The organism is Ottowia thiooxydans (assembly GCF_040548795.1).
Lineage (GTDB): Bacteria > Pseudomonadota > Gammaproteobacteria > Burkholderiales > Burkholderiaceae_C > Ottowia > Ottowia thiooxydans_A.
This window is the reverse complement of record NZ_JBEPSH010000002.1, coordinates 695560-709367: the sequence shown is the minus strand read 5'-3', so window position 1 is coordinate 709367 and position 13808 is coordinate 695560. Positions and strand designations below refer to the sequence as shown.

Below are 13808 nucleotides of genomic sequence, written 5' to 3'. Positions count from 1 at the left end.
GTAGCGGATCAAGAAGAGTTCAATTTGATCTTCTCTGGGGGAGCCACATCCGCTCCCTTTCTGAAGTATTACGCCGAGCCCAGCAAGCGATACAAAGATAACCACGAAACAGGCCACTCTGCACTCATGCTCGCCGCAGGTGCTGATGATGATGACGCAACCAGAGCGCTGCTTTCCTCGACAATTTTGACCCTCCACCTCCCAGGTGGCTATCAACACACTATTCTTGACGATGAGAGGTATCGACTCAAACAACATCGAATGTCCGCAGCCGATCCTCACTACGTTTTCATGCGGGCACCGTCGGGAAGGCCTGCAGCGCCCGAGATGGCGCCTCAATTGCTGAAGCAACTGCTGGGCGTCCGAGCACCGGATGGACGCTCACCCCTGATGTTTGCCGCCGAACGTGAGAATATCAAGCCAGCTACAAGATTGCTTGACAAGGGGGCTGATATCGACGACCAAGCCCATGACGGGCGCACATCGTTGGCGTTTGCAGCCGAGGGCGGACACGCGAGAATGGTTAAATTTCTGATGGAATCCGGGGCGAGCATCTGGCTAGCCACCTCAAAGGGGGATACGCCGTTCTCCTTGGCTGCCAGAGCGGGACATCTCGAGGTGGTGCGAACATTGCTGGCAGAAATACCTGTTCTCACGGCATGCAGGCACCCGCAGTTGGAGAGACAGCTCATGGACGAAACTTATCCTCTAGCTGTGCGCGAGTTGCTGAGTGAAGCACGTTCCAGCGAGCTCAGCTTGATTAACGCCGCAATGAGCAAAGGTCCGGGGGCCCTACAGCAAGTCATAACAGGCAAAGATACAGTTTGGCTAAATTCTGCGTTGCTTACCGTCGCTGCCCTCGGCCTTGAAAAAGCGGTTGAGCCGCTGATCAAGGCTGGCGCCGATGTCAACGAGCGAACCCTCCAGGGTCAGACAGCTTTGTTGGTCGCATCAGAACTCGGCCATGTTGAAGTAACCAAGAAATTGCTTCAAAACGGAGCTTCCGTCATGGTTCGCACGCGCATGAACCATGGCCCTTTGAGCCTCGCAGTTCTAGGCAATCACCACCAGGTGCTGCATGCCCTCCTGGCTCGCCCGGCAGGGCAGTATGTATGGTTCGTGGAACAAGCCGGTGAACAGTCATTTAGCCATAACGAGACGGTAACTGCCCTGCATGTTGCCGCCAAGCAAGGCAATCTTGAAGCGCTGTACATGCTATTTAACGGACTGAATGCAAGCACATACTCACCGACCCAACTGGAGAGGGCCAAGGCACTTGCGAGAACAGCCGGGCAAACAGAGGCCGTTGTCCTGCTGGATCGGCTGATGCGCGTTGACACTTTGACGCGCGCCCTGTTCAATCAATATCAATTTGTGGACCTTGACCCGCTGTTCGCGGAAATTGATGGTGTGAACGCCGCGCTGCAAAAGACTGGCCTGAATCCCTTGCGTGCGTTTCTCGAGCATGCCGTCTCGCGCCCCCAGTCTCACCATCCCAACAGCAAGCTCTATGACCAAGTCGGAATGCTACTGCTGCACGCAGGCGTTGATTCGACTGTCAAGACAAGAGCGGGTGAGAGCATGTTGACGTTGGCAGTGAAGCTGAAAGCTCTGCATCTTGCGAGCTTCCTGGTGAGTAGCGGCCAGTGCGACGATCGCGCCGAACCCGATCTGCTTTCTAGCCTGTTAACGCCATCGTGGGGATTAAATGGCGGGCGAGTGATGGCCCCGTCCGATCTCCCCTTGAATCTATTGGACTGGTTGGTTTTCTCGGGCCCGGTGTCGGAGCGGGATCCTTATTTGCAATTTTTCCAAAGTCGTGGCCTTTGGCCTAAAGACCTGAACAACGTTTCTCAACGCAACGCGGCATTGCGCGCGGCCTCCCTCAATGGATGTGTGGGCATTGTGAGAACCCTGTTGACTGAATCTTCCGATGCGAAATTCGTCAATCAGCTTATGTACCAGGCTACCACGACAGGAAGTTGGAACGTCGTGAAGGCCCTGCAGAAGGACGGCTGGGTCGATGCGATTGACAAAGGTGTTATGCAAAACGCTTTGACCGAGGCGCTCAAGAACAGGGATCACGGCGCGCTCGTTGACATTCTGATGCTCAACGATCTGCTCCCGAATAAATCGCGGAAACCTGCACGTGGGGCCGTTCTGGAGGCGCAGGCATTGCCACAAGAGGACATTGGAAGCATGTTCACGCGGGTTGAATATACGGGTGATATTGCACAGCTGAACCGCCTCATCAGATCGGGGGCTTGCCCGCCAAGAGGCGAACTTACGAGTCGTGAGTGGCTGATTGGCAGGGAATTGCTTGCAGATCATCGAGCCTGGGCTGCGTTCGACTTTGTCTGGTGCGCAGAAGGCGTGGGCGAGCAGGAGAAAAGGATTCTCACATCACATGGCTTGTGGCCTCGCAACGAACAGGACGGCCAACAGGTGGCAGCCGCTATCTCAGCAATTGCACGGGTAGGCGGCTCGAACATCTTTGGCCAACTGCTGGAATTGCCCGCGCTAAAAAAATGGCGGGATTTGCCTGAAAATGCCGCGTCTTACGACGCCATGATGGCGCGTTCGCTCATGGTATTGGCAGACACTCAGAGTATCAACGCGTTTGAGTTGATTCAGTCGAAGATCCAGGATGATTAACTTGCCTTGTCTGGCGTAGATTCTCCCTCTCCCGGTGGGGAGAGGGGAGGGTTGAGGGCGGGCAGCGCTCGCGGGCGCGCTTATGCATGAATCACCCCAGCATGAGCGCCTCGTCTAGCAGTCAAGCCTTCGCCTTGCGCCGCGCCAAGAGTCTTGGCAAGATCAAAATCGAGGCGATGACTATCAGCAGGAATATCGACATGGGCCGCTCGACAAAGACGCTCCATTTTCCTTCCCCAATGGACAGTGCATTGCGCATCTGCGCCTCTGCCAGCGGGCCTAGGATCATGCCCACCACCACGGGCGCAGTCGGGAAGTCGAAGCGGCGCATCACCACACCAATAGCGCCAATGGCATAGAGCAGGAAAATGTCGAAAGCGCTTTGACGCATGCCGTAGGCACCCACCGTTGCAAAAATCAGAATGCCTGCATAAAGCTGCGGTTTTGGGATTTTCAGCAGCTTGACCCAGAGACCGACCAGAGGCAGGTTCAGCACCAACAGCATCACGTTGCCTATGTAGAGCGAAGCTATCAGTGCCCACACCAAGCCTGCGGAAGTTGTGAACAGCTGCGGTCCTGGCTGAATGCCGTAGTTTTGAAAAGCGCCCAGCAAAATAGCCGTGGTGTTGCTGGTCGGAATACCCAGGGTGAGCAGGGGAATCAGGGCCGCAGTCACCGTGGCGTTGTTGGCAGCTTCAGGCCCCGCGACGCCTTCAATGGCACCCTTGGTTCCGAACTCGGCCTTGTCTTCGCCTTTGGCCAACTTCTTTTCGGTGGCATAACTCAAGAAGGTGGGAATCTCAGTCCCGCCCGCCGGAATGCAACCAAAGGGCGTGCCAATGGCAGTGCCTCTCAACCACGCGGGTATGGAGCGCTTCCAATCGCGCGCTGTCATGTGCACCCTGCTGAAGCGGTTCTGCGATTCAACCACCTTGCCTTCGAAAAGTACCGCGTGCAGCACTTCTGCCACCGCGAAAAGCCCCACGGCCACGAGCACAATTTCTATGCCGTCGAGCAGTTCGGGAACGCCACCCGTATAGCGCGGCTGGCCGCTGATCTGGTCCATCCCGATAAGCCCTACTGCCAGGCCCAGGAACAGCGCGGTGAGTCCACGAACGGTGCTTTTTCCCAGGACGGCACTCACTGTGGTGAAAGCCAGAACCATGAGCAGGAAATACTCAGGCGGACCGAGCCGAACAGCGTATTCGGCCACGAGAGGAGCGAACAAGGTCACCACGATCGTAGCGATCGTGCCGGCCACGAAGGAGCCTATGGCTGCTGTTGCAAGGGCCGAGCCGGCACGGCCACTCTTGGCCATCTTGTTGCCCTCCATGGCGGTCACCATGCTGGCGGTTTCGCCAGGCGTGTTCAGCAAGATGGAGGTGGTGGAGCCGCCATACATGGCGCCGTAGTAGATGCCGGCGAAAAAGATCATGGAGGCGGTGATGTCCACCTTCCCGGTGATAGGTAGCAGCATGGCCACCGTGGTGGCAGGGCCTATTCCAGGCAGCACGCCTACCGCGGTGCCCAGTGCACACCCAAACAGCGCCCACAGCAGGTTCACAAGCGTGAACGCCGTGCTGAAGCCTTGCATCAACTGATTCAAAGTATCCATGGCGGGTCTTCCTCAGAGCCAGCCGGTGCCTGTGAGGCCCGGAAGATTGATGGCCAGAAACTTGGTGAACATCCAGTAAACCGGTGCGGCAATGGCCAAACCAGTGATGATGTCCACCAACCAGGTGTTGCCCTTCTGCCCATAGGCGCGGCGCAGTCCTTGTACTGCCAGCACATAGCACAACGCGCAGCTCAAGATGAATCCCAAGGTAGTGATGAGCGCAGCGTTCAAGAGCAAACCTGCGGATACCCACACAAAGCCTCCCCAGTCGGGTTTGGTTTGGTCGGGGGCCTCGTCCATGGCTCTAAACCCACCGGTGCGCGACTCCCAGACCATGAAGCTGCCGCACACCACCAGTGCCGTTGCAACGACCCATGGCAGGAAGTTGGATCCGACGCCACCATAACCCGCTTCCGACGAAATGCTGAGAGCTCCCACACCCAGGCCCACGCCAATCAGTATGACCGCAGCGCCTACGACGCTCTCCCAGAAAAGCGTCGCCTTTCCAGGCTGGGCGGGAGGCGGGTGGTCAGGACGTAGTTCGGGGGTGATATTGGGCAGCGGGCTGGTCATGATGACAGTGCTTCCTGTGAATGTTGGTGGGTGACCACGGCTTGATACTTTCATCAAACATGACAAATAACCACAAATAACCGTTCGGGCTGAGCTTGTCGAAGCCTCGCCAGGCGCTTCGACAAGCTCAGCGTGAACGGCGGTAGGAGGGTTGTCATTGATTGAGCAAACGTCGATACGATCAAGACCGCTGAATGAAGGTCGGTGACAGGTGCTGCAATTCGGCAAGCCCCCGGGCGACACTCAATTCAACTGGCGTCGCTCGGACCATTTTTTCAATTCGATTCGGCAGGCACGCATTGCAGAGAAATCCCAGACCTTGAGTTCTGAGCGTCATTGAAGCCGCTTCTCCACAAGGCTGAGCAGGTCGGGCCATGCGGTTGTGGCCAAAGCCCACCGCCATGCAACCGACCTACCGGCATCCGCGCCGCTCCGAATTCAGCGTTTTTTGTGAATCAGGTGGTCATTCCTGACTTGGCCATGATGGCTCGCAATGAGGCGAAGTCGTCTTCAACAAATTTGCTGAAGGTATCGCCTGTGATCACGGCCGGTGTCCAGTCGTTTTTCTTGAGCGCTTCTGCCCATGATGCTGATTTGGTGGTCGCGACCACCAAATCCGTCAAGGTCTTGCGTTGAGCAGGCGTAATGCCTGCAGGTGCGAAGATGCCGCGCCAGTTACCTAGTTCCACGTCAATGCCCTGTTCCTTGAGCGTGGGAACGTTCACGCTCGAGATCCGCTGAGCGGAAGTCACAGCGATCGGTTTCATCTTGCCCGTCTGAATGTATTCGGCGAACTCGCTGTAACCAGAACCCCCCACCGTCACGTTGCCACCCAGAATGGCCGCGGTGGCCTCACCACCCCCTCGGAACGCGACGTAGTTGATCTTGGAAGGGTCGACCCCCACTTTTTGCGCGATCATCGCTGCTGCAATGTGCTCGGTAGAGCCACGCGAGCCACCGCCCCATTTCACGCTTCCCGGATCTTTCTTGAGCTGCGCGACCACATCAGCCATGGACTTGAACGGCGAATTGGCGGGCAGCACGAAGACGTTGTACTCAGTCGTCAGGCGCGCAATGGGCGTGCACTGCATCAGATTCAGCGGGGATTTTGAAGTGATCAGGCCGCCCAGCATCACGGCGCCCATTACCATCAGTGAATTGGGGTCGCCCTTGGATCCGCTCAGAAACTGCGCCAGACCCAAGGCACCCGCGGCGCCACCTTTGTTGTCGTACGTGACAGTGTCAGCTTGCTTGGAATCCAGCATGGCCTTGCCCAATGCACGGCCTGTGGTGTCCCAGCCGCCACCCGGGTTGGCAGGAATCAGCATTTTCAGGTTGGGCGCGGCCAGTGCTGGAAGGGGCAGGGCGCCTGCGGCAGCCAGGGCAGCCAGGGACTTGAGAAAGGTATCACGACGCATGGAAATTGGTCTCCTACAACTAGATGGTGTATCCGAGATCATCCTCCAACCGGAGCCTTTTCCGGCGGATATGCTGCTAGGGAGAAACCCTCGAAGGCCTCCGTGATCCTTTGATTTTTGAATTGGGGTGCGAGCTTTTCGCTTACAAGCGGATTGCGCCATATCGCGGTAGCATTGAAAGCCATGGCGGACATTCTCGATAGACAACGCATTGACAAATGGCTCTGGGCTGCGCGCTTCTACAAGACTCGCTCACTGGCCGTGGAACAACTGGACAATGGACGTGTGGAAGTCAACGGCGCGGTGGCCAAGCCATCGCGGGAGGTCAAGCCTGGAGATTGCGTTCGCTTGCGCAGTGGCCGTGATGAGTTGACGGTCATTGTCAAAGGCTTGAGCGCCATGCGTGGCCCCGCACCTGTGGCTCAGTTGCTCTATGAAGAAACAGCCGACAGCGCAAGCTCTCGTGCAGAAGCGGCGTCAGCGCGCCGTTTGGCGCCGGAGCCTGCGCATACCATCGAGCAGGGGCGTCCTACCAAACGGGATCGACGTGCACTGGATCAACAACGTGGCTGGGGCGATCGCTGGTCCGCCTCCCTGGACGAATGAAAGAAAACCAGATGTCAGAAGTGATTGAGTTTGAAGTTCCCGTGATGCTCCCAGTGGCAGAGCGCACGCGATTGGCGCAGGGTCGCCGTATGGTCACGCCCTGCGGAGATGGGGACATTGTCTGGCATGCGTGGGGCGACCGCCGTGACGACATTCCTCCTGTAGTGCTGTTTCATGGTGGCAGCGGTTCCTGGACGCATTGGGTCAAGAACATACTGCCTCTGGTGGATGCCGGGCGGTGGGTCCTGGCAGCAGATTTACCCGGATTTGGCGATTCCGCCGCTCCGAAGGCAGGCACTGACGCGGATGTCATGGTGGAGCCTCTGGCCGCCGGACTGCGCCAGCTCGTGCCTGGCGTGGCTGTGGATCTGGTCGGCTTTTCTTTTGGCGGCCTGACGGCTGGCTTGCTGTTGGCGGCGCACCCGGAACTGGCCCGGCGCCTGGTATTGGCTGGCGCACCTGGTATGGGTGTGGTGCCTGGTCGCCAATTTGAGCTCAAAGCCTGGCGCCACCTCAAAACGCCGCAAGAGCAAGCCGAAATACACCGGCATAACCTGGGCGTGTTGATGCTGCACGACCATGACCTGATCGATGGGCTGGCGCTGGAAATTCATATTGCCAATGTGGTGCGTGACCGCTTGCCAAGACGCCGTTTACCCTCAACTGACATTCTTGCGCGCAGTCTTCCCAAAGTGTCTTGTCCAGTTCATGCCATTTATGGTGCGCATGACGTGTTGTACCGGAGATATTGGCCTGAACTCGAGGCCGCCCTGGCAACCAATGCGCCAGATTTTCGTGGGCTCGCGCTCATTGAGGATGCTGGCCACTGGGTGCAATTCGAAGCCAACGAGATTTTTGACGCGGAGCTGTTGCAAGCCCTGAATCAAGGAAACTGAATCCATGCCTACTCCCATGAAAATTGACTTTGTCTCCGATGTCGCCTGCCCCTGGTGTGCGGTAGGTCTGGCTTCGCTCCAGCAAGCCCTGGCTAACAGCAGCGACGCTGTTCAAGCCACTTTGCATTTCCAGCCGTTTGAGCTCAATCCCGACATGCCCCCGGGCGGGGAAGACGTAACCGAACACCTGACGCGTAAATACGGCGGCACGCCCGAACAGTTCGAGCGTAATCGGCAGGCTATCCGGGAGCGGGGCGCAGCCGTCGGCTTTGCTTTCAATCCTGAGGGCCGCAGCCGCATCTACAACACGTTCAACGCACATCGGCTGCTGCACTGGGCCGGTTTGGAGGGGGAAAAGCCTCAACTGGCCCTCAAGCGCGCACTGCTGGACGCCTACCACGGGCGAAGTGAAGCCGTGGAAAAGGACGAGGTGCTTCTGGCTGCGGTCCGTGCGGCCGGCTTGGACGCTAAACGCGCCGAAGAAATCCTCGCCAGTGAGGAATTTGCTGCTGAGGTTCGGGCTGCTGAACGCCTCTATCAGCAAGCGGGCATTTCATCTGTACCGGCGGTGGTCATCAACGACCAGCATCTGATCTCTGGTGGTCAGCCTCCGGAAGTGTTTGAGAGAGCAATTCGGCAGCTTGCAGCTGGATCTAATTAAGAAGAACGAAGTCATCCAAGTGAGCCTGGGCTGAATCAAACCCCTGGTATCAGGCGCCAAGGTGTGGCTGAGAATGTCACCAATTTGTCATTTATTCGTCACATACTCAGGCCATGACGCATGGCTTCATAGACGCATCGGACGGCCTTCGCTACCAAGAGCACATCAGTGTACCGATGCGTTTTTTTGTCGGCGTGATCGCGCTGGCCATGTTTCTCATTCCTGTGCCGTTTGTGCTCCATACCCATCTGGGCCTGCCTTGGTGGCAACTTGGCTTGGCAGCTCTTTGTGTGGTGCTGCCTTGCTTGGCGGGGCTCCTGTTTCTGACCATTGCATTGGGGCGTTGCCTGAGATTGCACTTTGATGCGTCCGGCGGTCGTCTCCTGCGTACCTCGCGCCTACCGTTCAAGTGGCACCCAGCTTGCATTGCCTATGCGGAGCTCGAACCTCCAAGCTTGCAGGAGCGTAGCTCCGAAGATGGACCGTACTTTGTCATTCGCCTCGGCGTGCGGGGGCGATGGCCCATGTACCTCGGAAGCTTTGACCGTCGTGAGGAAGGGGTACATTGGCTCGACCGCGTCACCGCCCAATTGAAAGCCTGAGAAATCAACCGGATGACAGATGGTTTTTCGGCCGGCATGGCAAGCTTGTAGAGTCGGGGGTTGGGGTCTTTATCCTGACCAATACCGGCAAAAAGGCAAAATCCCTCTAACCGCGTGACAATAGAGGTTCATGAAAACCATCATTCTTATCATCGTGCTGCTGTTTGCTGCCAGCGCGGCCGTGATGCATTTCCGCGGCCGGGTTCGCTTGAAGGCGTCGCGGCAGGTGTTCGATCATTCGACCTTCATGGCACCCATCAACGTGTTCATGCTGGCTTTTTCTGGTGTTCCACGCCAGCCCTATCTGCCGCCGGAGAGTTTTCCCGACCTCGCAGTGCTACAAGCGCATTGGCGGGAGATTCGGGAAGAGGCGCTGGCATTGGCAGAGGCGCAGCGCATTCGGGCTGCAGCCAATATGGATGACGCGGGATTCAACTCGTTCTTCAAGACGGGTTGGAAGCGTTTTTACCTCAAGTGGTACGGGCAGGCCCACCCCTCTGCTGCCGAGTTCTGTCCACGCACCACCGCGCTGTTGGCGGGATTGCCGACTATCAAGGCCGCCATGTTTGCCGAACTACCGCATGGGGCAAAATTGGGAAAGCACCGTGACCCCTACGCAGGCTCGCTCCGCTATCACCTGGGCCTGGTGGCACCAGGCGACGATCGGTGCTTTATCGATGTCGATGGGGAGCGGTACGTCTGGCACGAAGGTGAAGGCGTGGTCTTTGACGAAACCTACATTCACTACGCAGAAAACCAGAGCGGACAAAATCGCATCGTTCTATTTTGTGACGTAGAACGTCCGATGACCTTCCGCTTTGCGCAATGGCTGAACCACTGGTTCGGCCGGAATGTGGTTGCGGCCGCCAGCTCACCCAATAGCGATGGCGATCCGACCGGCCTCATCAGCAAGCTGTTTCGCATTTCTTTCTACGCCGGCAGGGCTCGTCGTGCTTTCAAGGCATGGAACCCCACCGTCTACAAACTGACCAAGGTCGGCTTGGTCGTGGGCTTGGTTGCCTTGTTTGTTTGGTGGTAGCCGGGGCTATCAGGCGCCACCTGGCCTGTTAGCTTCTCTGCCCATGGGGGTTGAACAGGGCGTCAAACAAGTGCGTTAACGCGGGCCACTCTTCGGTAAAGCGCGATCGCTGTACAAAATACGCTTCACAGGCGACTGGGAAAAATTCAACGATAGAAGTGGTCCCATACGCATCCAGCCATGGCATAGGCTGACCAAAGCGTTCAGCAAGTACCACTTGGTCTCGCAGGGCTTGGAAGGCTGGCTTCAACACACTGAACCAGGCTGTCCGTGCGGAGCGCGCGTCGCGCGTTCCCATGAAGCCGGGAGGCAAAGGCGGGCACCCGTCGGCTTCTCCGCCCTTCATATCCATCTTGTGAATGAACTCATGGATCACGACGCTGTGCCCTAGATCCTGAGCGTGCCCAGCTTCTTCCACCGCTGGCCAACTGAGCATCACAGGACCATGCTCCATGGCTTCCCCGGTAATGACCTCCTCAAAGCGGTGCACCACCCCCGCTGCGTCGATGACCTCTCTTCGGGCCATGACCTCGGCCGGTTGAATGACGATGCCTACGAAGTCGTCATACCAAGCCAGCGCCGCTTCCGGACGTTCAGTTGGGCCCAGATGCAGCAAAGGAAGGCAGGCCTGAGCAGCAACCGCAACAGCCATGGAGTCCGTGATGTTGAAGTCATGGGCTCCGGTGAATTGCTTCTGATTTAAAAAGTAAGCTGTGAGCAGGCGCAGCCGGGCGTTTTCAGGCTTGCCCAGGCGCGGTAGGAATGGGTAGCGGGCCAAGGTGGCAAGCCAGAGCTCATCAGGCACTGAGGGGGGCGCATGGATGCTCCGAGCCCAACGAGAGAATCGCCGCGCCAGGTTCAGCATGTCCCCGCCGGCCGTATGCTCGCTGGCGTCTTGGGTAGAGCGTTCAGTTCATTCACGCTCAAACGGCGCAGACCGTCAGCGCTCAATCTCAGCACATCCGCGCGCGGCTTGGCATCGTCCAGGTGCCAGTCAGAAAGCACGACACGCGTCAATGCCCGACCTTGTTCATCTGTCCCCAAAGCATGCTCTGCAGGACGGTGCGTATGGCCATGAATCATGGTCGTGGCGTTGGCTGCGACAAGGCAGGCCTTGGCGGCCTGGGAGTCGACATCAGCATACTCAGCCAATTCACTTTGGCGGGCAGTGCTGGCCTCTCGCATGGCTCTTCCCATGGCCTGGCGTTCGGATAGAGAGCGCGTCAGAAACGCTTCTTGCCAGGCTGCACTGCGGACCTGGGCACGAAAACGCTGGTAGTCCACATCATCCAGGCAAAGTGCATCACCATGGGAGAGCAGCCAACGTTGCCCGCCGAAGCTGAGCACCGTAGGGTCAGGCAGATCCTGGGCCCCGCAGGTATTCAAAAATTGGGAGCCGATCAGGAAATCGCGATTGCCGCGAATGAAGAAGACGGCTCGCCGAAGGGCGGCTTCTCTCAGCAAAGCACCGCATTGGGCTTCAAAGCTGCCAGGTTCGGCGGCATCGTCGCCAATCCATACTTCAAACAGATCGCCAAGTATGAAAATGCCGTCGGCAGGCGTAGCTTGCAGGTACCTTTCAAAAGCCGCCAAGGTAGCGGGCTCTGAGGCTTGCAGATGCAGATCGGAAAGGAAATCAAGCGCCCGCCAATGAGGCGAGGCTGTCAATTCAAACGCTGCGGTCTCCAAGATCGCGGCAGGCTGCTTACAGCGCTACCGCTTTTTCGATGACCACGTCGGCCTGAGGCACGTCGTCATGGCCACCTTTGCGACCAGTGGGGACAGCTTTGATGCCATCGACCACGTCCTGGCCTTTGACCACTTTGCCGATCACCGCGTAGCCCCAGCCTTGGGCTGTGGGCGACTTGAAATTCAGGAAGTCGTTTTTGGAAACGTTGATGAAGAACTGCGCAGTGGCCGAGTGCGGATCGGATGTGCGCGCCATCGCGACGGTGTACTCGTCGTTCTTCAAGCCGTTGTCGGCTTCGTTGGTAATGGGTGCCTGAGTGGACTTTTGCTTCATGCCGGGCTCAAAGCCGCCGCCCTGGACCATGAAACCGGGAATCACGCGGTGAAACACTGTGTTGTCGTAGTGCCCGCTTTTGACATAAGAAAGGAAGTTGGCGGACGACTTGGGCGCCTTGGCCTCATCCAGTTCAATGGTGATGACGCCGCGGCCGGCAATGTGCAGTTCTACTTGGGGGTTCGACATGTGTTTTAAGTTTTCTAAAGGTTGATTTTGAAAGATTATTGAATTCTCGCGGACTCAATGATCACCATCTTCGTGGGCACATCCGTTGGGAATTGAGCCGCCGCGCCGGTAGGCGTGTTGCGGATTTTCTCTACTGTATCCATGCCGCTGATGACTTTTCCGAACACGGTGTAGCCAAACAGTTGCGGGTGGTTGATGACGTTCTTGCGTGGAATATCTTTGTGGGTTTGACCCTGATATTCAAACGTGACGGGATCGCCAGCTGGAATCAGTACCGGGTCCAGACGGGCGTTGTCCACCACGTTGATGAAAAACTGCGAACTGGCTGAATGCGGGTCGTTGGTACGTGCCATCGCAACTGTACCCACCGAATTGCTCAAGCCTTTGGCCAAGGCCGCACGGCCTTCGTGCGCGATGGATGGACGTGTCGGCTTTTGTTTGTAGTCCTTGTCAAAGCCGCCGCCCTGCACCATGAAATTGGGAATCACGCGGTGAAAAATGGTGCCGTCATAAAACTTGTCCTTCACGTACTGGAGGAAGTTTTCCACGGTCTTTGGCGCCTTGTCTGGGTAGACTTCAATCACGAACTCGCCTTCGGAAGTAACAAACTTTACCTTGGGCGCACTGGCTGCCAGGGCAGGAAGAGAGGCGGAAAGTGAAATGGCGGCAGCAAGAGCTGCAGCGCGCCTTCTGGAAATCAACATGGATGAACTCCTGAAAAACAGCTGGAAGATGTGACTTGGTTCGTGTAAGGCGCCGCAAGTTCCTGGAAGCACCGTGAAGTGCAACAAACTTCAACCACCACCCAGCCGCCGGTGAGGGCGTGCAGGACTGGTTTCCGGTGCCGGCGTAGGTGAGGTCGTGGCGCCTATTTTCAACATGTCGTCCAGGGCTTCAATTTTGGGCCCAAGACGGCGGTTGCCGCTGCTCAGTTGGCGGGCCCGCTCGTAGGATTGACTGGCCAGGCGGGCCTGTACGTCTCCCAGATTCTCCAGTGCAGTGGCGTACTTGGGATCTTGGCGGACGGCAGTCTCAAGTGCTGCACGGGCCTTTTCCAGCTCACCCCGCCCAGCGTGAAGCACCGCCAGGTTGTTCCAGGGCTCCGCCAGCTCAGGATAATCCTGGGTCAGTTGCTGCAATATGGATTCCGCGTCGCTGGAGCGCCCGCTTTTTTGCAAAACCTGGCTCTTGACGAACCGCATCTGGGGGTCACGCGGGTTGGCGGCAATGTATTTGTCGGCGCGCGCCAGTGCTTCCGAAGTCTGCCCCGCATTCAGCAGGCGATTGACTTCAGTGTATTCATCGGCCAGAACCAGCGGACTGAGTGTCGCCAGGCAGCCGAACAAAGCCATGGTGCGAAACCACCGCGGGAGGGAGGATAAGAGGTGCAGCCGCAAATTCATCTCGGAAGAAATGCTGGCAATAGGCCAATGCTGGATATGAGCGTCCAAAATGAGCGTTCAAAGAAGTTTCGCGCACCTCAGGTGCGCCGTATACTGCGGGTCATTGTAGCCAAGCGGCCCGCCATGCC

The 13808-nt window shown here is 57.6% G+C and carries 14 protein-coding genes; 6 read left to right on the top strand and 8 right to left on the bottom strand.

What is annotated here, in order from left to right:
- Positions 1–261: 261 nt before the first annotated feature.
- Positions 262–2655: an ankyrin repeat domain-containing protein gene (locus ABIE13_RS06845; protein ID WP_354442301.1), complete on the top strand. Its 2394-nt coding sequence runs from the start codon at positions 262–264 to the stop codon at positions 2653–2655.
- Between the two features lie 121 nt (positions 2656–2776).
- Here ABIE13_RS06845 and ABIE13_RS06840 read toward each other — a convergent pair whose 3' ends face one another.
- The 3 genes from ABIE13_RS06840 to ABIE13_RS06830 form a co-directional block, all read right to left on the bottom strand.
- Entirely contained in the window at positions 2777–4270 is a 1494-nt protein-coding gene (locus tag ABIE13_RS06840) for a tripartite tricarboxylate transporter permease (RefSeq protein ID WP_354442299.1), read from the bottom strand.
- Positions 4271–4282: 12 nt separating this feature from the next.
- Entirely contained in the window at positions 4283–4843 is a 561-nt protein-coding gene (locus ABIE13_RS06835) for a tripartite tricarboxylate transporter TctB family protein (protein ID WP_354442297.1), read from the bottom strand.
- 455 nt (positions 4844–5298) lie between these two features.
- A complete protein-coding gene (locus ABIE13_RS06830) occupies positions 5299–6261 on the bottom strand; it encodes a Bug family tripartite tricarboxylate transporter substrate binding protein (RefSeq protein WP_354442295.1) in 963 nt (320 codons plus the stop codon).
- Between the two features lie 183 nt (positions 6262–6444).
- On the opposite strand from ABIE13_RS06830, the gene ABIE13_RS06825 reads away from it, so the two are divergent.
- The 5 genes from ABIE13_RS06825 (at position 6445) to ABIE13_RS06805 (ending at position 10065) form a co-directional block, all read left to right on the top strand.
- Positions 6445–6867 (top strand): RNA-binding S4 domain-containing protein, encoded by a 423-nt coding sequence (locus ABIE13_RS06825; RefSeq protein WP_354442294.1) that lies wholly within the window; start codon positions 6445–6447, stop codon positions 6865–6867.
- Positions 6868–6878: 11 nt separating this feature from the next.
- The gene (locus tag ABIE13_RS06820) at positions 6879–7763 is read left to right on the top strand and encodes an alpha/beta fold hydrolase (protein ID WP_436278377.1); all 885 of its coding nucleotides are present in this window, start codon (positions 6879–6881) and stop codon (positions 7761–7763) included.
- 4 nt (positions 7764–7767) lie between these two features.
- Entirely contained in the window at positions 7768–8424 is a 657-nt protein-coding gene (locus ABIE13_RS06815) for a DsbA family oxidoreductase (protein WP_354442293.1), read from the top strand.
- 176 nt (positions 8425–8600) lie between these two features.
- Positions 8601–9026, top strand: a complete 426-nt coding sequence (locus ABIE13_RS06810) for a hypothetical protein (RefSeq protein ID WP_354442292.1) — start codon at positions 8601–8603, stop codon at positions 9024–9026.
- A gap of 130 nt (positions 9027–9156) precedes the next feature.
- The gene (locus ABIE13_RS06805; protein WP_354442290.1) at positions 9157–10065 is read left to right on the top strand and encodes an aspartyl/asparaginyl beta-hydroxylase domain-containing protein; all 909 of its coding nucleotides are present in this window, start codon (positions 9157–9159) and stop codon (positions 10063–10065) included.
- Between the two features lie 28 nt (positions 10066–10093).
- Here the strand turns inward: ABIE13_RS06805 and ABIE13_RS06800 are convergent, their stop codons facing one another.
- The 5 genes from ABIE13_RS06800 to ABIE13_RS06780 form a co-directional block, all read right to left on the bottom strand.
- On the bottom strand, positions 10094–10930 hold the full coding sequence (locus ABIE13_RS06800) for a zinc-dependent peptidase (protein WP_354442288.1): 837 nt from the start codon (positions 10928–10930) through the stop codon (positions 10094–10096).
- Positions 10924–11733 (bottom strand): UDP-2,3-diacylglucosamine diphosphatase, encoded by an 810-nt coding sequence (locus ABIE13_RS06795; RefSeq protein ID WP_354442287.1) that lies wholly within the window; start codon positions 11731–11733, stop codon positions 10924–10926. The genes ABIE13_RS06800 and ABIE13_RS06795 overlap by 7 nt, the downstream gene beginning before the upstream one ends.
- 37 nt (positions 11734–11770) lie before the next feature.
- Complete coding sequence (locus ABIE13_RS06790; RefSeq protein ID WP_354442286.1) at positions 11771–12277, bottom strand: peptidylprolyl isomerase; 507 nt, start codon at positions 12275–12277, stop codon at positions 11771–11773.
- Positions 12278–12312: 35 nt separating this feature from the next.
- On the bottom strand, positions 12313–12981 hold the full coding sequence (locus ABIE13_RS06785) for a peptidylprolyl isomerase (RefSeq protein WP_354442285.1): 669 nt from the start codon (positions 12979–12981) through the stop codon (positions 12313–12315).
- A 90-nt stretch (positions 12982–13071) separates the two neighbouring features.
- A complete protein-coding gene (locus ABIE13_RS06780; RefSeq protein ID WP_354442283.1) occupies positions 13072–13629 on the bottom strand; it encodes a tetratricopeptide repeat protein in 558 nt (185 codons plus the stop codon).
- Positions 13630–13808: the final 179 nt, after the last annotated feature.